Source organism: Flavobacterium alkalisoli, from assembly GCF_008000935.1.
In the GTDB taxonomy this organism is placed as follows: Bacteria; Bacteroidota; Bacteroidia; order Flavobacteriales; family Flavobacteriaceae; genus Flavobacterium; species Flavobacterium alkalisoli.
This window is the reverse complement of sequence record NZ_CP042831.1, coordinates 3,389,342-3,409,410: the sequence shown is the minus strand read 5'-3', so window position 1 is coordinate 3,409,410 and position 20,069 is coordinate 3,389,342. Positions and strand designations below refer to the sequence as shown.

At 36.9% G+C, this 20,069-nt stretch carries 21 protein-coding genes; 9 read left to right on the top strand and 12 right to left on the bottom strand.

Annotated features, from left to right (window positions below; translation table 11 throughout):
* Positions 1-5 precede the first annotated feature (5 nt).
* On the top strand, positions 6-1,337 hold the full coding sequence (locus FUA48_RS15300) for a glycosyltransferase family 4 protein (RefSeq protein WP_147584335.1): 1,332 nt from the start codon (positions 6-8) through the stop codon (positions 1,335-1,337).
* Positions 1,338-1,704: 367 nt separating this feature from the next.
* Here the strand turns inward: FUA48_RS15300 and FUA48_RS15295 are convergent, their stop codons facing one another.
* The 4 genes from FUA48_RS15295 to uvrA form a co-directional block, all read right to left on the bottom strand.
* Positions 1,705-2,067 carry a VOC family protein gene (locus tag FUA48_RS15295; RefSeq protein WP_147584334.1) on the bottom strand — a complete coding sequence of 121 codons (363 nt, stop codon included), beginning with the start codon at positions 2,065-2,067 and terminating at the stop codon, positions 1,705-1,707.
* A gap of 11 nt (positions 2,068-2,078) precedes the next feature.
* Positions 2,079-2,534 carry a DUF6210 family protein gene (locus tag FUA48_RS15290; protein WP_147584333.1) on the bottom strand — a complete coding sequence of 152 codons (456 nt, stop codon included), beginning with the start codon at positions 2,532-2,534 and terminating at the stop codon, positions 2,079-2,081.
* A 14-nt stretch (positions 2,535-2,548) separates the two neighbouring features.
* Positions 2,549-3,232 (bottom strand): J domain-containing protein, encoded by a 684-nt coding sequence (locus tag FUA48_RS15285; RefSeq protein WP_147584332.1) that lies wholly within the window; start codon positions 3,230-3,232, stop codon positions 2,549-2,551.
* A gap of 172 nt (positions 3,233-3,404) precedes the next feature.
* Positions 3,405-6,197: an excinuclease ABC subunit UvrA gene (uvrA, locus tag FUA48_RS15280; protein WP_147584331.1), complete on the bottom strand. Its 2,793-nt coding sequence runs from the start codon at positions 6,195-6,197 to the stop codon at positions 3,405-3,407.
* A 100-nt stretch (positions 6,198-6,297) separates the two neighbouring features.
* Between uvrA and FUA48_RS15275 the strand changes: the two genes are divergently transcribed.
* From FUA48_RS15275 to FUA48_RS18430, 4 genes are all read left to right on the top strand, one after another.
* Positions 6,298-6,978: a hypothetical protein gene (locus tag FUA48_RS15275; protein ID WP_147584330.1), complete on the top strand. Its 681-nt coding sequence runs from the start codon at positions 6,298-6,300 to the stop codon at positions 6,976-6,978.
* Between the two features lie 3 nt (positions 6,979-6,981).
* Entirely contained in the window at positions 6,982-7,449 is a 468-nt protein-coding gene (locus tag FUA48_RS15270) for a YdeI/OmpD-associated family protein (RefSeq protein ID WP_147584329.1), read from the top strand.
* A 242-nt stretch (positions 7,450-7,691) separates the two neighbouring features.
* Positions 7,692-8,276, top strand: a complete 585-nt coding sequence (locus FUA48_RS15265) for an RNA polymerase sigma factor (RefSeq protein ID WP_129751165.1) — start codon at positions 7,692-7,694, stop codon at positions 8,274-8,276.
* A 50-nt stretch (positions 8,277-8,326) separates the two neighbouring features.
* Positions 8,327-8,473, top strand: a complete 147-nt coding sequence (locus FUA48_RS18430) for a hypothetical protein (RefSeq protein WP_168196998.1) — start codon at positions 8,327-8,329, stop codon at positions 8,471-8,473.
* 15 nt (positions 8,474-8,488) lie between these two features.
* Here FUA48_RS18430 and FUA48_RS15260 read toward each other — a convergent pair whose 3' ends face one another.
* Positions 8,489-9,148, bottom strand: a complete 660-nt coding sequence (locus tag FUA48_RS15260) for an endonuclease III domain-containing protein (protein ID WP_147584328.1) — start codon at positions 9,146-9,148, stop codon at positions 8,489-8,491.
* A 35-nt stretch (positions 9,149-9,183) separates the two neighbouring features.
* On the opposite strand from FUA48_RS15260, the gene bcp reads away from it, so the two are divergent.
* Positions 9,184-9,636, top strand: a complete 453-nt coding sequence (gene bcp / locus FUA48_RS15255) for a thioredoxin-dependent thiol peroxidase (RefSeq protein ID WP_147584327.1) — start codon at positions 9,184-9,186, stop codon at positions 9,634-9,636.
* A gap of 286 nt (positions 9,637-9,922) precedes the next feature.
* Here bcp and FUA48_RS15250 read toward each other — a convergent pair whose 3' ends face one another.
* The 3 genes from FUA48_RS15250 to FUA48_RS15240 all read right to left on the bottom strand — a co-directional run bounded on the left by FUA48_RS15250 (position 9,923) and on the right by FUA48_RS15240 (position 13,956).
* Positions 9,923-11,314 carry a serine hydrolase domain-containing protein gene (locus tag FUA48_RS15250; RefSeq protein ID WP_147584326.1) on the bottom strand — a complete coding sequence of 464 codons (1,392 nt, stop codon included), beginning with the start codon at positions 11,312-11,314 and terminating at the stop codon, positions 9,923-9,925.
* 89 nt (positions 11,315-11,403) lie between these two features.
* A complete protein-coding gene (locus FUA48_RS15245; protein WP_147584325.1) occupies positions 11,404-12,423 on the bottom strand; it encodes a transglutaminase domain-containing protein in 1,020 nt (339 codons plus the stop codon).
* A 63-nt stretch (positions 12,424-12,486) separates the two neighbouring features.
* Positions 12,487-13,956 (bottom strand): TonB-dependent receptor, encoded by a 1,470-nt coding sequence (locus FUA48_RS15240; RefSeq protein WP_147584324.1) that lies wholly within the window; start codon positions 13,954-13,956, stop codon positions 12,487-12,489.
* An 84-nt stretch (positions 13,957-14,040) separates the two neighbouring features.
* Between FUA48_RS15240 and FUA48_RS15235 the strand changes: the two genes are divergently transcribed.
* The 3 genes from FUA48_RS15235 to FUA48_RS15225 are packed head-to-tail and all read left to right on the top strand — an operon-like array spanning position 14,041 to position 15,830.
* Complete coding sequence (locus FUA48_RS15235) at positions 14,041-14,805, top strand: MBL fold metallo-hydrolase (RefSeq protein WP_147585019.1); 765 nt, start codon at positions 14,041-14,043, stop codon at positions 14,803-14,805.
* Between the two features lie 8 nt (positions 14,806-14,813).
* On the top strand, positions 14,814-15,314 hold the full coding sequence (locus FUA48_RS15230; RefSeq protein ID WP_147584323.1) for a hydrolase: 501 nt from the start codon (positions 14,814-14,816) through the stop codon (positions 15,312-15,314).
* A 33-nt stretch (positions 15,315-15,347) separates the two neighbouring features.
* The gene (locus tag FUA48_RS15225) at positions 15,348-15,830 is read left to right on the top strand and encodes a hypothetical protein (protein WP_147584322.1); all 483 of its coding nucleotides are present in this window, start codon (positions 15,348-15,350) and stop codon (positions 15,828-15,830) included.
* A 42-nt stretch (positions 15,831-15,872) separates the two neighbouring features.
* Here FUA48_RS15225 and FUA48_RS15220 read toward each other — a convergent pair whose 3' ends face one another.
* The 4 genes from FUA48_RS15220 to FUA48_RS15205 are packed head-to-tail and all read right to left on the bottom strand — an operon-like array spanning position 15,873 to position 20,024.
* Positions 15,873-16,517, bottom strand: a complete 645-nt coding sequence (locus FUA48_RS15220; RefSeq protein ID WP_147585018.1) for an alpha/beta hydrolase — start codon at positions 16,515-16,517, stop codon at positions 15,873-15,875.
* 2 nt (positions 16,518-16,519) lie between these two features.
* On the bottom strand, positions 16,520-16,843 hold the full coding sequence (locus FUA48_RS15215) for a hypothetical protein (protein WP_147584321.1): 324 nt from the start codon (positions 16,841-16,843) through the stop codon (positions 16,520-16,522).
* A complete protein-coding gene (locus FUA48_RS15210; RefSeq protein WP_147584320.1) occupies positions 16,843-18,099 on the bottom strand; it encodes a dihydroorotase in 1,257 nt (418 codons plus the stop codon). The genes FUA48_RS15215 and FUA48_RS15210 overlap by 1 nt, the downstream gene beginning before the upstream one ends.
* Positions 18,096-20,024, bottom strand: a complete 1,929-nt coding sequence (locus FUA48_RS15205) for a vWA domain-containing protein (protein ID WP_147584319.1) — start codon at positions 20,022-20,024, stop codon at positions 18,096-18,098. The genes FUA48_RS15210 and FUA48_RS15205 overlap by 4 nt, the downstream gene beginning before the upstream one ends.
* Positions 20,025-20,069 lie beyond the last annotated feature (45 nt).

Here is a 20,069-nt window from a genome sequence, read left to right as displayed (position 1 = left end):
TCTTTATGAGTAGTAATGTAAGTGGGAATAATGTTCCCCTTTTGGGGGATAGGGGGCGTAAGGTACTTATAGTAACCTACTACTGGCCCCCTGCGGGAGGGCCGGGTGTACAGCGTTGGCTTAAGTTTGTAAAATACCTTCCTGATTTTGGTATTGAACCCATTGTCTATATACCTAAAAACCCTACGTATCCTTTAATTGATGAAGGGTTACAGAAGGAGGTAAGTTACAGTACAAAAATCCTTAAAAACAATATAATTGAACCTTACGGCTGGGCATCGGTATTTTCTAAAAAGAATACCAAAAAGATAAGCTCGGGTATTATACCGGATAAAAAGAAACAGTCGGCACTGCAACGATTAATGCTATGGGTTAGGGGTAATCTTTTTATTCCTGACGCAAGGGTGTTATGGGTAAGGCCTTCGGTAACTTACCTGTCTAATTATATTTTAGAAAATAAAATAGATACTATTATCACTACAGGTCCGCCTCACAGCCTTCATTTAATAGGCATGGAACTTAAGAAAAGGCTTAAAGTGGAATGGATTGCCGACTTTAGGGATCCGTGGACCACCATAGGTTACCATAAGGAGCTTAAGCTGTCTGCTAAATCACAGCAGAGGCATAAAGATATGGAGAAGGCTGTATTAAACACGGCCGACAAGGTAATAGTAACAAGCCCAACAACTAAGGCTGAGTTTGAGACCCTGACCAATAAACCCGTAACCGTTATTACTAATGGTTATGATGTGGAAAAGGTTGCTAAAGAGCCGTTGGATGAAAAGTTTACACTGGCGCATATAGGTTCTTTCCTTTCAGAACGTAACCCTGAAATCTTATGGCAATCGCTGGCGGGACTTGTTAATGAAAATGAAGCCTTTAAAGAAAAGCTTGAACTAAAGCTTATAGGTGCTGTTAGTCAGGAAGTATTTAATACTATTGAGAAATATGGATTGTCTGATTATGTAAACAATATGGGCTATGTTTCGCATGATGAAGCTATTTCCCAACAGCGTAAATCGCAGGTATTGCTTTTAGTGGAAATAGATTCTCCTGATACCAGATGTATTATTCCGGGTAAGTTGTTTGAGTATATGGTTTCTGAAAGGCCTATATTAGCAATAGGGCCTGAAGGGGCAGATTTCGCCCAAATAATTAAAGCTACTAATACTGGGGTATCTGTAACTTATAATGAAAAGGAATTGCTTAAAAATGCTATTGAAGGCTATTTTGTACAGTTTACAGAAGGCGGCTTAAAGTCGCACGCTATAGGTTTGCAGCAGTACTCACGTAAAAACCTGACAGGGCAGCTGGTAGATTTGTTAAAACAAAGTTAAAAAAAGAAAATTTAATTTTTTAAACGCTCTAAAATTCTAACCTTTAGTGAGTTAAAAAGAAAATCCCGCTATTCTGGGAGAATAACGGGACTTAACAAACCAACCAACCAATTATTAACAAACCTCAAAATTAAAATCCTGAGATTTAATTAATTATTTACAATTACCGTGCCAAAAATTAACCTTGAGTTAATTATTTTTACAGCAATTGATAATACAAAATTAACGAATATTTAATTAATAAATTATAATTTATCTTTTAAATGTAGTTTCTTAAGTGAAATTTAATTTTGGGTAACTAATTGAAATTCTTTAAAGTATCAGTTATTACTGGTGTTTTGAAGGATTTTTTGTATGTAAGAAAAAATTAAAAAAATTCTCCAAAGTGCCATAAAACTCCGCTTGGATCGTGTACAAAACACTCCCTGCCCCAATCCATTTCGCGAATAGGTACTAATCTTACTCCTTCATATTTTTCAGGAAGGCCTAAAGTAACCAGTTTATCCCAAAAACTTTTTACATCATCAATTTCCATAAATACCATGGTATTGTCAAGCCAGTCTTTTACGTAGGCACGCTGCAGGTAAAAAGCCTGATTTCCGCTTTTAAAAACCGACATATCGTGGGACAATATATTTTCTTCAAAACCAAGGTCACGGTAAAAACTGCACGATACCTCAAAGTCTTTAGACCCTATAAAAGGGCGTATGGATTTAGCATTATGATTCATAAAATTAGGTTTTAATCACTATTACTCCAGGTTAATATGCCTGTAAGGTTTTCTTCAAAGTTATTAAATACAGAAGTGTTTTTGTTGTTTATTTTGACATATATCCAGGCTTCATGAGATTTTTTAAGTTTTTCTGTATCAATTTCAATAAAATCATCCAGCTTATACTTTATAAGGATATTGGTAATATTCAAAACGTCTTCTTTATCTATACCTTCTGTTGCTCCTGTGCCGTGGTATTTGTTTTCTGTAAAATATTTTAAAAGGTCATTTTCAGGACTAATTAACTCTTTTGAATCGGTATAATATTCATTACATAGTGGTACATAAATCCCTTCCTCAGCCGATTGTAAGCACAACGTACCTACGGTTTGATTTGTTATCAATACGCCGGTAGGATACTTGATAATTAGTCCTAATCCTATGGCATCAAACAGGTTTATTGAAGGTTTTATAGGGTTGCTCATGTTTTAAGAGTTAATTATCGGTTTTGCATATACAGAAAGAAAATAAACAACAACACAAATAGTAGGAACATAAATATAGCTGTACGGGAAGGAGGGTTATCCTTTACTTCGTGAGTGTTTTTGTTTTCTGTTTTGGTATCGTTGTTAGGGCTTACCGTGCTTAGGAGTTTTATCCTATTTAGCATTCGTACATTACCATCAGCAAGTTTAATGAGCTTTTCATGTATTGCAGGCCTGTTCTCTTCGTTTAGGAAGATACAGCAGGTAAGGGCCTCATCTATTATAAGATGATTTACGCCTATGTCCTGTTTTCTTATCAGGAGGTAAATGTTTTCGTCATTCAGCAGGTTGTCAATTACCCTGTAGAGTGCTGTTTTGTTAATGTGCCCACCGGCATTCATCACGGCTTCCTTGATTTTTTTAATTTGTATAAGGAATTTTACAGGAGATGGTTTACCGGGTTCGCTATAGACCCTGCGGCCTTTTTTAAACCCTTTAAGATAATCATACTCAATTCTTGTTTCTTCGTCACTTAGTATGATGTAGGACTCTAATATCTCCTTAAAGCTTTCCTCACTTTCCTTGTCTCCATTATTCTTATCAGGGTGGTACTTTATCGCCAAAAGCCTGTAAGCCTTTTTTATTTGGGCCTGCGAGCAATTGGGAGTAACACCCAGTATTTCATAATGGTTTTTCATTTAAGCAATCATTCGGATTGTAAAAATAAGGAATTTTGGTTGTGGTTTTTATATGTCATAGGCTGTCATTGCGAGGAGGTACGACGTGGCAATCTTTTAGTTTAAACCAAGGAGATTTCTCACTTCGCTGCTCTACGTTCGAAATGACAGCCCAAAACCTGAAATTAAAAAACTAAAGTTTCTCCTTCAAATACTTTCCTGTTTCTGATTTAGGATTTTTGGCAATCTCTTCCGGAGTACCGAAAGCAACCAGATGCCCGCCGTTTTCACCACCTTCAGGGCCAATGTCTATAATATAATCGGCACACTTAATAAGGTCAAGGTTATGCTCAATTACAATAATAGAATGTCCTTTGTCTATAAGGGCGTCAAACGAAGCCATTAGCTTTTTAATATCATGAAAATGGAGTCCGGTAGTAGGTTCGTCAAATACAAACAGTGCTTTGTCTTTTGTAGCACCTTTTACCAGGAACGATGCCAGCTTAATACGCTGCGCCTCACCACCCGAAAGGGTAGAGGACGACTGACCCAACTGTACATACCCTAAACCAACATCCTGTAGCGGCTGTAGTTTCTGTACAATTTTGGCCTGCTTGTGCTCCCCAAAGAATGCCAGTGCATCATCTATGGTCATGGTAAGTACATCGTCTATATTTTTACCTTCAAAGGCAACTTCGAGTATCTCTTTCTTAAAGCGTTTTCCGTTACAGGTTTCACACTCAAGGTGAACATCTGCCATAAACTGCATTTCTATAGTAACCTCACCTTCACCTTTACAGGTTTCACAACGGCCTCCGTCTACGTTAAACGAGAAATGCTTCGCCTGATAGCCACGCAGTTTGGAAAGCTTTTGCTTGGAGAACAAATCTCTTATATCGTCGTACGCCTTTATGTACGTAACCGGATTGGAACGCGAGCTGCGCCCTATAGGGTTTTGGTCTACATATTCAATATGTTTAATGTGTGAATAGCTGCCCTGCAGTTCGGTAAATTGCCCTGCTTTTTCACCTACGCCTTCAAGCTTTTTTTGTATGGCAGGGAAAAGTATCTTTTTTACCAGTGTACTCTTACCACTACCCGAAACCCCTGTAATTACAGTAAGGCAATCCAGAGGGAAAGTAATATCTATGTTTTTAAGGTTGTTTTCGCGTGCGCCTACAACATCTACATGATTTTTAAACTTGCGGCGTTTTTTAGGTACGCTAATCTCCAGGTCACCGTTAAGGTATCTTGCTGTAAGTGAGTCTGACTTCAGTATCTCGTCAAAAGTACCCTGCGCTACCAGTCGGCCACCAAAGGTACCTGCTTCCGGCCCGATGTCTATAATCATGTCGGCAGCTTTCATGATATCCTCGTCGTGTTCCACCACAATTACGGTATTGCCCAGATCGCGAAGCCCAATAAGTACTTTAATAAGTCTTTCTGTATCTTTAGGGTGAAGCCCTATACTTGGCTCATCCAGAATATACATAGAACCCACAAGGCTACTGCCCAGTGATGTCGCCAGGTTAATACGCTGCGACTCACCACCCGATAGGGTAGACGACCTACGGTTAAGTGTTAGGTAATCCAGTCCCACTTCCTGAAGGAAGCGCAGGCGGTTGTTTATTTCTATAAGTAGGCGCTTGGCTACTTTCTGGTCATATTCCGACAGTTGGATACCATTAAAGAACTCTATAAGGTTTTTAATAGGCATATCCACAAGATCGGATATGGTATGGTTATCTACCTTTACGTGATTGGCTTCCGGTTTAAGGCGTTTACCCTTACAGGCAGGGCACTTTGTCTTGCCGCGGTAACGCGAAAGCATCACTCGATTTTGTATTTTATAGTTTTTCTCTTCCAGTTCGGCAAAAAAGTCATCCAGTCCGGTAAAGTACTGGTTACCTTTCCATATAAGCGCTTTGTCGCTTTCCGATAACTGAAAGTAGGGTTTGTGTATTGGAAAATCAAATTTGTGCCCGTTGTTAACCAACTGGTCACGGTACCAACCCATACTCTCGCCGCGCCAAGGGAAAATTGCATTCTCATAAACCGAAAGGGCGGTGTTTGGTATAACAAGCTCTTCGTCTATACCTACAATACTGCCGTAACCTTCGCAGGAAGGACAGGCACCATATGGGTTATTAAAGCTGAAAAGATGAACGTTAGGCTCGAGGAAAGTAATACCATCCAGTTCGAAATTGTTGCTATAGGCAAATCGTTTTCCGGTGCTTACATCCTGAAGGAAAGTTTCGCCCTTGCCTTCATAAAAGGCAGTTTGTACAGCATCGGCAAGGCGGTTGTAAAACTCTTCTTTGTCCTTAACCACAATACGGTCTATAATAAGCATTACCTCTTTGTTGGCAAAGTCGGTGCTGCCTATAACCTCGTCAAGGCGCAGCATCTCGTTGTCTACCAGTATACGGGCAAAACCCTGTTGCAGGAGCACGCCAAGTTTTTCTTCCAGCGTACGGCCTTTTTCTATATGTATAGGTGAAAGCAATAGCCAGCGGCTGCCTTCTTCCTGTTTTTTTACCTCTTCAACCACATCGGTTACCGTATGCTTTTTCACCTCACGACCCGAAACAGGGGAGTAGGTTCGGCCCACACGGGCAAAAAGCAGTTTTAGGTAATCGTAAATCTCGGTACTGGTACCTACGGTAGACCTGGCATTGGTAGTGTTTACCTTTTGCTCTATGGCAATAGCGGGTGCAATCCCCTTAATATATTCTACTTTTGGTTTGTCTAGTCGGCCCAAAAACTGACGCGCATACGACGAAAGGCTTTCCACATAACGGCGCTGTCCTTCGGCATAAAGCGTATCAAACGCAAGGCTCGACTTACCGGAACCCGAAAGTCCGGTTATAACCACAAGCTTGTTGCGGGGAATGGCTACATCCACATTTTTAAGATTATGCAGCTGTGCGCCTTTTATAATTATGTTTTTTTTGGGTTCGAGTGTTGATATATCGGTTTTTATCATAGCAAAAAGGGTAATGCACAAAGATACTATTTTAGACCGAAAATTTTGTTAAAGGGAAGAAGGGATAAAGAGTTATATTTGGGAAATAAATACTGCCTAAATGAAAATCTTCCGCATCTTACTCTTTTCTTTTTTTTTGTTTGGATGTAAAAACCATTCAGAAAAAATTTCATTTAATGCATCACAAAATAAAACAGATTCAATTGATGTAAAAGCCAGATTTAATGAATATTTTGAGGTTATTAATCATCCATTTCCCATATCTCCAGATCTGGCTCATCAAAATGCTATTCATGATTATTCAGAGTATAAAGATATTTTGCAGGGTGTGGCAAGTGAAGCTGGTAAAGATAAATTTTATATCCGTTATGCTGAATTCTTAAAAACAAAGAATGGAGTTTCTCAGGAAGAAAAGAGAGAAAAACTAATTAGTATTTATAGTTCCCTTAATAGGATTAATTCAATGATAAGAGACGGAGGGACATATTTTGGACACTTAGATAAGAGGATTCCCGGCTATGCCGAATATTCGATTTACATTTCAATAGATAATGATTATTTTGAAAAAGAATATAATATAGAAAATCAGAAAAAACTTTTTATAGAAAGTATAAATCAGCATATAAAAGATGATGAAAGCGTGAATTTATATTATTTAGCTAAAGAGAAAGAGGAAAGAAAAAAGGACTTCGATAACCAAGTAGAGAAGCTTGACAGTCTAATAACTGATTATTATTATCTGAGAATGGCTCAGGAGTTTAATTACAGCCATTATAAATAGAATATGAAACCCCTAACTGATAAAGAATACCTTTTACAAAAATTTCCCGGAAAGGGAGGGTGGACCTATGCGACAATTCCTCAAATAAAACCAGATAAGGAAGCACCTTTTGGCTGGGTTAAGGTAAAAGGCAATATAGATGGTTATGAAATAAAAAGTTATCACCTTATGCCTATGGGTAACGGTAACCTGTTTTTACCTGTTAAGGCAGAAATTCGAAAAAAGATTAAAAAGCAGGCTGGGGATTATGTACATATAACATTGTATAAGGATGATTCGGTTTTTGAGGTGCCACAGGAAATAATAGAATGCCTTAAGCTGGAGCCGGGCGCTTTTGAAAAGTTCTATGCAATTACAAAAGGACAACAGAAAATATTTGTTGACTGGATTTACAGTGCTAAAAAAGAGGAAACTAAAGCCGACAGGATTGCTAAAATGCTACAAATGCTTGAAAAAGGGGAAATGTTATAAAATTCATAAAACTTTGAAAAATGCTTTATACTCTGCTGTTTTTGGGGAATTTTAGTTTATTTATTGCGTTCCAAATGTTAAAATTTAAATTTATTTTTGCATATTAAAATTAAATTATGCTATATTTGGGATATAATTAATTCAAAATTAACATTGCCTATAGAAAAAATTACTTTTTAGGAACAGAAATAAAATTCTGGCTATTTATCGAACCCAAATTCAAAAAACTAAAAAGTATTGCTATGGCTAATGTTGTAATCCCAGATGCCGTTCTGGTTAAGAACTATATGAGCGGCGACGAAAATGCTCTTGCTTGTTTAATCAACAGGCACCAATCAAAAATCTACGGTTTTATTTACTCTAAAGTTACTGATAGGGATATTGCAGATGATATCTTTCAGGATACTTTTATTAAGGTTATCAAAACCCTTAAATCAAACGCGTATAATGAAGAGGGTAAGTTTCTTCCGTGGGTAATGCGTATTTCGCACAACCTTATTGTGGATCACTTCAGAAGAAATAAGAAAATGCCTATGCACCGTGAGACTGAAGAGTTTTCAATCTTTTCTATCATGACAGATAATGCTCCTAATATTGAGAGTATGCTAATTACAACTCAGGTAGAAAACGACCTGCAAAGGCTTATTGAAGAGCTTCCGGATGACCAGAAAGAGGTACTTCAAATGAGAATTTATCAGGATCTTAGTTTTAAGGAAATAGCCGATTTGACTGATGTTAGCATTAATACTGCATTAGGGAGAATGAGGTATGCTCTTATGAATTTGAGAAAACTCATTGAAAAAAATAAAATAATTTTAACGAATTAAACAATATAGGGGCTTCGTTTTGCGTTGTATAGAAAATTAAACATACATACATGGCAAAACTTTACTCTAAAAAGAAATTAGAAGCTCCGGAAATGTTACCAAAGAAAGAAACCATTGCATTTTTACTTAACTATTCTAAAGCATTGACAATAGTTAAGACTTCAGGTAACATGACCTTTGAGAGCATTGCTAATTAAGGAAACCTCCCGCCATTAACGGGAGGTTTTTTTATTGTATTCGTCTATTACGGTTTTACGACCTATAGTTCGGGTAATTATATCTTTCTCTAAATCCCAGCCTCGTGCCGGTGAATACTCCCTTCCGTACCATATAATCTGTAAATGAAGGTCATTCCATAATTCTTCCGGAAAAAGTCTTTTAGCATCCTTTTCGGTTTGCACCACATTTTTACCATTGCTGAATCCCCAACGGTACATTAATCGGTGTATATGGGTATCTACAGGAAAAGCAGGTACACCAAAAGCCTGAGACATAACCACGCTGGCCGTTTTGTGGCCTACAGCTGGTAATTCTTCCAGGTCTTCAAAATTGGCAGGTACTTCGCCGTTATGTTTATCTATAAGTATTTCAGACAGGCCGTGTATCCCTTTTGCTTTCATTGGCGAAAGGCCAACAGGTTTAATTATTTCCCTTATTTCATCTACCGATAGTTTTACCATATCATACGGATTATCGGCGCGTTCAAAAAGGAGAGGGGTTATCTGGTTTACCCTTACGTCGGTACTTTGTGCCGACATCAATACGGCAATAAGCAGTGTATAGGGATCTTTATGATCTAACGGAATAGGAATAGTCTGGTATATTTTATTTAAGGTGTCTATTGTAAACTGTACCTTTTCTGCTTTGGTCATTTTTATGTATTTTTATGAAAAACAAATATACACTTATGACTACATTAAAAAAAGGAGATAAAGCTCCTGATTTTTCGGGAATTGACCAGGATGGAAACAAACATGCATTAGCCGACTATAAAGGTAAAAAACTGGTTGTTTTCTTTTACCCCAAGGCAAATACCCCGGGATGTACGGCAGAAGCCTGTGATTTAAGAGATAATTTTGAACGTTTTAAAGCCAATAACTACGAGCTTTTAGGTGTTAGTGCCGACTCGCAAAAGGCACAGGGTAAGTTTAAGGATAAGTATGAGTTTCCCTTTCCGCTTATTGCCGATGAGGATAAGGCTGTGATTAATGCCTTTGGGGTATGGGGCCCTAAGAAATTTATGGGACGTGAGTATGATGGTATTCACCGAACCACATTTGTAATAGATGAAAACGGTATTATTGATGAGGTTATAGAAAAAGTAAAGACAAAGGCTCACGCCGAACAGATATTAAAATAAAAAAAAGGTTCTCTCAATTACCTTTTGTAAAAATATGAAGGGTTGTATAATAGTTATACAACCCTTTTATAAAGTGTGTTATAAAACTAAGCGTTGACTATTTTGTTTTTATCTGTTGAAATATATTTAAGATAAAAAAGACTGCTAAAATTAACCAAAATGCAAAAATTATATAAACATTAAAATTAGTCAATATATATGTAATAAAAGCTGCTGTTAAGTAAATAATAAGCGTTAATGCTATGACTTTTATTTTATATCTTACCATAATTCAAATATTTTTTTATTAAATCTTTTTAGCTTCATAATCAAGCCCCTGTTCAGGCTGCTGTACTCTGTACTTAATAACTTTACCTGTATTATCAAAAGTAAATTCATAACTGACTTCAGGCTGAAACCCATCGATAATAAACTTTGTTTGGGACACAGGTATAAGTTCATATCTTTCCTCCGGACTTACAGGAACATAAATCTTACCGCTCTCATAAACTATTTCTTTTGTTTTACCTGTGTCGGTTAAGTATTTGCCTTCACATTGCTGTAGTATACTGTTATCTATCTTTATCTTTTGTTCTAATGGTTTGCCATACAGTATTAACCTGATGTTTTTTATAGGCATTTCTGTAGTCGATAGCGCATTATTTTGAAGCAGTATAATAGTTTTGTCATTATCAAGATGCCTTTCTATATAGGTTACATAGCCGCCCCAGCTTCCGCTATGCAAGGCTATTTTACCATAATCCGGAGAGTTTGTAAGCATCCATCCAAAGCCATAATCTGTGCTTCTTTGTCCTGACATTTCATAAGAAGAAAAAATCATTTTTCTGTCTGTATCCGTAATCAACGTATTGCCATATAAGGCCCGGTCCCATTTTAATAAATCCTCAAGATTGGAGTTAACCATACCATCACCCACAATTCCGTCCAGATAAACTACATAAAATTCGTTTCCTAATTCATCCGGAGTAAACTTTCTGTTTAGTTCTTTAGAAAAAAAATAACCTGATGCATAGTTGTTTTTTATTTCCGGTTTAAACCATCTTCTGTATACAAAAGTATTTTGCATTTTAAGAGGTTTAAAAATTACTTCGTTTAAGTATTCGCCATACGATTTTTTACTAACTCTTTCAATTATTGTTGCCAAAAGCATATAGCCTGTATTACTGTATTCCCATTTATCATTAGGAGTAAAAAGAGGAGAGGGTTTTAGCTTTTCAAATACTTTTATAACATCGTCATTTGTGGCTATTTTTGTCTTATCCCACTCTTTTTCCATTAAATCCATGTAATCAGGCAATCCTCCAGTATGAGTTAGCAGGTTTAGTATTGTTACATTATTATAAAAAGAAAGTTCAGGTATATACTTACTTATTTTATCATCATAAGATAATTTTCCTTTTTTTTGAAGCTGTACAATACCCATTGCGGTAAATTGTTTTGATACGGATGCAAGCTCAAAACAGGTTTGAAGGTTTAGCTTTTCCTGTGTTTTTTCATTTGCAAGCCCAAAGCTTTTCTGATAAACAATAGTACCTTTTTCTGCTACAAGTATATTACCGTTAAAAGCATTTTTATTAAAAAGTTCATTCATATAATTATCTAATGTCTCAGCTCTTTGGGAATAAGCCTGAAAGCATACAAATAGTAAGAGTAATCCTTGAATTATATTTTTTTTCATATTAGTTGGATTGGTTTTATACTCTAACGCTAAACTTAATGTTATAATGTGTAGAAATATCAATAAAATACAGTCAACAGGCTGCTTTCTTATTTTATTTTTATCTTGAAGATAAGTATCTCAAACCCGTCAGAATATACAGTTAGTTCCCTTATTCTTTTATTTTCTATCGGATAATCAAAAGTCAGTATAGTGCCTATACGTTTAAATTTAGTTTGAGTGTATTCGTCTGGCTTTAGATTTGTTGTCGTATGCATAGTAAAAGGTCCGGTATAATTTTCAACCTCTATTTCAAAGTGAATAGTATCGCCAACCCTTGCATTAATTATACCTGATTCAGGTTTGACGATTTTTATGTAAGGTATTATTCCTTTTTCGTAATAAGGTTGATTTTTATAGTCTTCCATAGCATTTACGTATGGTTTATGTCTTATCCACTCAGGGTCTTCAGGAAAGTGATCAATCAGTAGTTTGTCATGAGGAATAAGCCAGTAAAAATAATTACGGCGTTTAACAAAACTTTCAAGTTTTCCTTTTTCATTTTTGAAACAATAACCGGCTCCCCAGGTTGCATCTATATAATAATATTTATCATCAATAAGCATTACGTTCCAGGCATGATCAAGCTTTCCTGTTTTTCCTATTTCCCCTTTTTTCTGTTTTATATATCCGCTAACAACAGAACTTTGTATACCGGATAAATCACACATTTTTTTAAACAACCAGGAATATCCGGAACAGATTGCTTTCTTTTTGGAAATAATATTTTTTAAATAATTGTCTTCCCATTTAGCATATGCTTTACCATACTCTTTTCCGGCCTTATGTTCAGGCATGCCCATATCGCCGTCGCCTTTATTATATGCTTTATAATCGTACTCTATATTTTCTGTAATCCACATAAATATGGCACGGCTTTTCTCCAGCTGTGTAGTACAGTTTTTGGTTAGGTCACTAACTAATAAAGGGATATCTCCTTTGTACTGGGTATAGACAGCAAGGCTATCAATTTCGTAATAAGGATTGTTGAATTTATAAAGCTTCTTTTCCTGAGCATTGCTTAAAAGGGTAAAGAGGATAAGGGTAAAGTAAATAAGTGTTTTTTTCATTAAAAAGTAAGGTGATAAAGCGTAAATATAAAGAAAAAGCAGCCAATCGGCTGCTTTTTGATATTATTGGTTTTGTTCTGCTACAAGTTTTTTAGGATCGTAACCAAACAAGTGGTTTTTCTTAATGGTATCGGCTACACCCGGAGGAAGCATATCTTCCCAACCCGATTTACCTTTGCTTATCATTTTTAATACCTCTCGGGAGAAGATGTCAAGGTGGTGTTCATCCACATCCTTAATATCTATTACTTTACCGTTAAACTTGAAGAACTTATAAAGCTCTTTCATTCTTGGGTGTACCATAAGATTTTCAGAATCTATAATCTCGCCATTTTCTTTCATAGGGTACAGGAATACTTTAAGGTCGCGGTAGAATAGTTTACCAAATGCCTCAAGTATACCTCCGCTAAGGTGGCGGTAGTATTTTTCGTCAAATATATCTACAAGGTTATTTACCCCCATTGCAAGTCCCATACGGGCTTTGGTGTAGCTGGAGAAGTATTCAACTACTTTGTAATATTCCTGGAAGTTAGAGATCATAACAGTTTGCCCTAGTGAACAAAGTAATTCGGCCCTGTCCATAAAGTCACGCTCATCAATCTCCCCTTCAGATCGAAGGTTAGAAAGGGTGATTTCAAATATTACAAGAGCTTTGTCTTTCTCAACTTTGTTTTCTTCTATAAACATCTGGTATGATTTCTCATACATATCCATGTTTACCTTAGTAACAGGGCGGAAGCTACCCCTTAAAGCAAGAATGTTTTTCTTGTAAAGGATGGCTGCCGGAAGTATGTTGTGGCCGTCAGGGCCAAACATTACAGCATCGGTCATTCCGTTTTTAACAAGCTGAAGGCTCATTAAGCGGTTATCCACATCGGCAAAGCGCGGACCTGAGAAGTTGATAGTGTCAATTTCAAGCTGGTCTTTGTCTAAGTGGTCGTATAAATAGCGTAAAAGCTTTTTAGGATCGTTGTATTTGTAGTAAGCACCATAAATAAGGTTAACACCCAGTATACCCAGAGTTTCCTGTTGTAGCCTGGCATCGTTTTCCTTAAAGCGTATGTGAAGGGTAATCTCGTTATAATCTTCATCAGGCTCAACCTGGTATTTAATACCTATCCATCCGTGGCCTTTAAACTGCTTGGCAAAGTCTATGGTAGCAACAGTATTGGCATAACTAAAAAACATCTTGTTAGGATGCTTATCCCTTTTTAGCCTGTTTTCAATAAGTCTTACCTCATGTGCCAGCATTTTTTTTAGTCGGCTTTCGGTTACATACCTGCCGTCTTCTTCGTTACCGTATATGGCATCGCTAAAGTCTTTGTCGTAAGCAGACATGGCTTTTGCTATCGTACCCGAAGAACCACCAGCCCTGAAAAAATGGCGGACGGTTTCCTGTCCGGCGCCTATTTCTGCAAAAGTACCGTATATGTTCTCGTTAAGGTTTATCCTTAGAGCCTTGTCCTTTATAGAAGGAACGTGCTCAATAATCTTGTCTCCTTTCAGAGTGATATCAGAATCTTTTAATTTCATGGAAGTGCAATGATATTTGCAAAGTTAGGAAAAGAGGACTTTTAATAAAAGATAAATCCTATTTTTGTAAAAAAATAACGTGTGATTAAAGTATGGTTTTTAGGAACGGGAACTTCACAGGGTATACCTGTAATAGGATGTAACGATCCTGTTTGCCTTAGTGAAGACCCCAGGGATAAGCGCCTGCGAGTATCTATACTGATACAGTGGGACGATTATTCATACGTTATTGACTGTGGCCCTGATTTCAGACAACAGATGCTTACTTCCAAATCTCATAAACTTGACGGTATATTATTTACTCACGAGCATGCCGATCACACCGCCGGACTTGATGATATAAGGCCTTTTTTCTTTCGTCAGGGAGATATTCCAATATATGCCCATAAAAGGGTTTTAACCGAGCTGGAAAAAAGATTTGACTATATTTTTGAGCAGGAAAACAAATATCCGGGAGCCCCTTCTGTAAAAGAGCATGAAGTAAAAAACAATGAAAACTTTACCCTAGGTAACAAAACCGTAATTCCTGTAAATATAATGCATGGCAATCTTCAGGTATTTGGATACAGGATTGATGATTTTGCCTACCTTACCGATGTTAAAGCCGTAGAGGCGGAGGAGAGGGAAAAGCTTAAAGGGTTGAAAGTAATGGTGGTTAGCGCTCTTAGGGAGGCGGAGCATCCTACACATTTTAATCTTGATGAGGCTCTTGCCTTTATAGAAGAGCTTAAACCGGAAAAAGCTTACCTTACCCATATTAGCCATTTAATGGGATTTCATGCCGAAGTGCAAAATAAATTACCGGAAAATGTGTTTTTAGCTTATGATAACCTACAAATAACCTTATAACCCCAATTATGAAAAAGAACATTTTTTTATACCTGTTTATTTTCTCTTTACTTATTAATGTTTTTACATATATGTATTTCACTAATAAGATGAAGTTTGAGACTACCAGAATTGAAAATCTTGAAATAAAGGCTAACTCTTTAAAAGACAGTCTTAAAATGGATGTCGATAAGTTATATGATGCTAATTATTTTACTTTGGGGCAAAATGATAATGCACAGGAATACTTTGCCGGTATGGATATAGAAAAGATACAGATAGCTGTAAGGGATGCGATTTATTCAGGTAACGGTAAAGCAGGAGGAAACCCTTTAATTAATTATCCGCAGATAGAAGGTAGGCCTTTTACAATTAACAACTATAGGATACTTAATAACCGTTGGGTAATTGTAGATTTTTCTAACGGGAAAGTTTACGGAGAATCTATACTTAAATATTTTGTTGAAGACGACGGAAGCATCACTTTTGAGACTGCCGAATCGCTTTTACATGCCAATACGTTTAATTAATTTTCGTATTTTAGATTAATCAAATAGAAGACGATGAAAAAGTTATTGATGCTGCTGTTTGCAGGATTATCATTTATTTCCTGTGAGCAAATGCTTAAAGATCGTGGAGGGGATGCAGAAGTTGAGCCGGAGAAAAAAGTTGTTTTAGGGAATGATAAGGATGCTAAAGGATGTGTTACTTCTGCCGGATACAGATGGTCTTTACTAAAGAAGGAATGTATAAGGGTTTTTGAAGACGGATACAGGCTTAACCCGTTAAACGAACTGAAAGAAACAGGAAACTCGCTAAGCGCTTTTATTATTTTTAATGATGATAAATCGGTTGCAGAACTGTTTTTACCCGATGGTTCAAAATCTTATCTTTTGTCTAAAAAAGAAGACGGGATTTATAAGTCGGATGAATGGGAGCTGGAGATAAACAAAGACTATACTTTATCTAAAGAGGGCGTTGCGTTATATGCCGGAGCACTTATAGAAGAACACCGTGTAACAGGTGATGATAACGAACAGAGTTAAAAAATATACAGTAATAAAAAAGGCGGTTTTAAACCGCCTTTTTTATTTTTTTAGCCATGCTAATAAATCGTAGAAGTTTTGTGGTGTTACACCATGCCCTACAGGGTATTCATGATATTCCACATCAAGTTTCAGGTCTTTTAGTACTTCCGGGGCTTTTCTTGCCCAGTCTACCGGTATTACCTGATCTACTACGCCGTGAGATATAAAGAAGCGTAGTTTTTCAATATCTTTTGTATTAAAGCCTTTGTCTATAATATCAAGGTTAAGGTAACCGCTAAGAGCTACTACACGCTGTATCTTTTCCGGATAGGTAAGCGCGATTGAATAGCTTAAAATAGCTCCCTGGCTAAAGCCTAAAAGGGTAACCTTATCTGCATCTATAGGGTATTTTTTTAAAAGCTCATCAATAAACTTTACTATAAGTTCTCTTGACTCAACAGCCTGATTGTCGTCAGAGAATTTATTCATGTCCGAATCAAAGCTAATGGCATACCAGGCATTTCCGTATGGAGGGATGTGATAGGGTGCCCTTGCAGAGATTATATAGTATTCTTCGGGTAATTGAGATGCAAAAGAAAATAAATCCTCTTCGTTACTGCCATAACCGTGCAGCAGTAGAATTAACGGATTTTTATCCTGTTTTACTTTTGGCTCTCTTATTAAATAATATAAAGATTCACTCATCATTAAAGTCCTTTAAAAAGTTTTTGGAAAAACGGACCAACTATTGGTGCTAATGCCATTTGTCCCTGTATGGCTCCTAAAAACCCAAATACCCAAAGGATAAAAAAGAACAGGTAGAAAGCGGAGCTCACCATCCAGCTGTCAAAATACCCGATAGGATAGCCTAAAGCTAAAAAGGTAAGTATTAATCCTAATGCCTGACGTATATGAAAAGAGGCAAACGGGCTTTTTGTTTCGCTGTTTTGAACAATAGCTATAATAGTACCTATTATGGTTAAGTAGCTTATTATGGCAATGGTTTTTCCGTTATTATTTTCGGTATTCATTATTCGTTTATAATTAATTTTCCGTTGTTGTATATTCCGTAGGCCTTTCCTTTAAGTTCCTGTCCTAAAAAGGCAGAGTTCTTAGATTTTGAAAGGATATTGGCTTTTGTAAAGGTATGGTTTCCTTTTGTAGTAAATAGGGTAAAGGATGCCTTAGCATTCTCCTCTATGGCGTGGTCTTCTACCTTAAAGATTTTTTTACCTCCTGTTAGTTTTTCAATGATTACATCTGCAGGAAGAACATTCATTAATGCACCAAAAGCAGTTTCAAGTCCTACAGTACCATTTTTGGCAAGATCAAACTCCATTTTTTTCTGTTCGATATCAAGCGGATTATGGTCGCTGGTAATAATATCAATAGTACCGTCAAGAACACCATCAATAAGTGCTTTTCTGATAGCATCCGGCCTTAGTGGCGGAGTTACCTTGTAACGGGTGTCAAAGTCCTTAAGTACTTCATCTGTCAATACTAAATGGTGTACCGAAACACTACAGGTTACATTAAGTCCTTTAGCTTTAGCTTCGCGTATCAGTTGTACCGATTTTTCGGTAGAAACTGTTGGGATATGCATTTTACCACCTGTATATTCAAGAAGGAATAGGTTGCGGGCAATCTGTAATTCTTCGGCAAGGGCAGGTATACCTTTAAGTCCTAATCTTGTACTTACTATGCCTTCGTGTACAACTCCTTTTCCTTTTATTTTGCTGTCCTGTGCATAAGCAATTACAAGTCCGTCAAAATCCTGAACATACTGTAGTGCTATTTTAAGCAGATTGGCATCGGCAAGGTCTTTATTATAATCACCAAAGGCAACTGCTCCGGCGTTTTGCATGTCGTATAATTCGGCTATATCAAGTCCTTCGCTTCCTTTTGTAAGAGCCCCTATAGGGTGTAGTGATGTAGCGGCGTTACGGGCTTTACTAAGTACAAAACTTACATCTGCCTGATTATCTATAACAGGGTTTGCATTAGGCTGCAGGGCAACATCGGTAAAACCGCTTCTTGCTGCAACATTAAGTCCGTTTTTAATAGTTTCCCTGTCTTCATAACCGGGTTCACCAAAATTTACCGAACTATCAAACCATCCTCTGGATATATGAAGGTTATCCAGTTGTATAATGTCAAAATTTGCTTCTTCGGCAATATCTTTTCCTATTTTGGTTATTACACCATTTTCTACTTTAATATCAACAGCCTGATTGTTGAATTTGCTGTTTTTATCAATAATGGTAGCGTTTTTAAAGATCAGGTTCATTTTACAAATTTTTGGATAAAAAGTTCTAATAACAGGAATACCAGCGTACCGATAATAAACCATTTCCATAATTCGCTGGCGGTCCTTTGTGATTTAATATCGTTGTATACGGTTGAAACAGAATCTGTTTTTGTATAGTCTTTTAAAATATTTTCGTTTTGCAGGCTCAGGTTACTTTCCGTTCGAGGATAGTTGAAGCTTACGTTCTTTAAAACTTCGTTGTTCTTAACCACGCTGTAGTTTCCTGCAGTTTCGGGATAATCGCCAAAAGAAAGCTTAATCTTGTTGTTAAGTATCTGCTGCATAGGGATAAAGTCGGCCTCCTCGTTTTTAACGGTTACCACTTCATCTTTAGAAAGCAAGGCATCTATAATAAGGCTTTGGTTTTCACCTATTGTTATGGCTGTTATACCTGTTTTTCCGCTGTTTTGTGCCATATTGTAAAAAGTAGGCACTATAAGCGGAGAATTCTGGAAATTACTGTTTTGCTTATTGATAGCAGCCGAGAAGATATACACATTACCCAAACGGTTTGTTGCCGATGCCAGGAAAGGAGTCTGGTCTGCATAGCTTAATACCGGCAAGGCAGTGCCTGAAAGGGTATAGGCCGAGTTTACCTTAGGGTATTGGAAATTATCGGTTTTCTTCTCGAAAACGGTTTGATATAGCGGATGGCTAAATGAAATTTTAGTGATTTGCCTTTCGGTTTGTGTGGCAGCCTGTAGTGTGGCATTACCAAAGCCCGAAAGCAGGCTGTTTAGGTTTTGTACAGAACCATCAGGAGCAGGTATAATAACTACATTGCCTCCTTTTGCATAAAAGGATTTAAGGGTAGTAATTAATGCCTGAGGTATTTCCTTAAGTTCGTTAAGTATTATGGCATCCTGTTTTTCAAGACTGTTATAGTCTACAGCCCCTAGCTCTGATGAAGTGAAAACAAAATCGTCTTCGGTATAAATTCTGGAAAGGAATTTGTTTTTAGCGTTTTCCCCAATAGCCAGTACATTAGATTTTTCAGGTTTTGTAATACTGAAATAATAATCGTTATCGTAAGAAAGGCTGTTATCTGAAATGGAAACATGCCCGTGAAAATCTTTTTTAGGTATGGTGAAAGTCAGCGTTTCTGATGCCTCAGTAAACTTAGCAAGCGTTTTTGCTGTAAGTTCCTTACCGTTGTATAAAGCTACAGACACATCGTTATCTGCTTTTCCGTAAGCCTTAAGCGTAACACCTATTTCATAAAAATTATCCAGTGTTTGTGAAATGTAAACGCTGTCTACAGCCACATTGGCTTTGTTTTCGGCTTTTGGGACTATAAAGTATACAGGTTTATCTGAATCAAGGCTGCTTATATTTTTGGTGTCGAGATTAATTGCATCGGTAATAACCACAATGTCTTTTCCTGTATTCGGTTTTTTTGTTTCTGCTTTGGTAAGCAGGAAGTCAGGATGAAAAGGCACCGAGCTGTAATTAGTGTTTTGCAGTTCTTTTTGTATTGTCTTTACATCGGTATCCCAATAGGCTCCTGTAGTTGTAATAAGCGAAAACTGTTGGTCTTCGGGAGTGTTTTCCAGTATATCCTGTACAGCTCTTTTAAGCAGTTCGCCCTTGCTTCCTTTTGCCTGCATTGAAAAGGAATTATCAAGAAGGATAACCATTTCGTTGCTTTTATTATTGCTGTCGCTAGCCTTAAAAAAAGGTTGTGCAAAAGCTATAATAAGGCATGCCAGTAAAAACAATCGGGTAAAAAGTAAAAGCCATTTCTTGATTTTAGAGCTTTTGCGGGTTTGCATATTAAGCTCTTTAAGGAAACGCACATTTGTAAAATATTCTTTCTGAAAGCGGCGCAGCTGGAATAAATGTACCAGGACGGGAATTACCAACAGGAATAAGAAGTAAAGGATTTCCGGGTGTTTGAACTGCATTTAGTTGAAAGTTTGTCAAAAATACAAATTTTTATTCTAAATGAA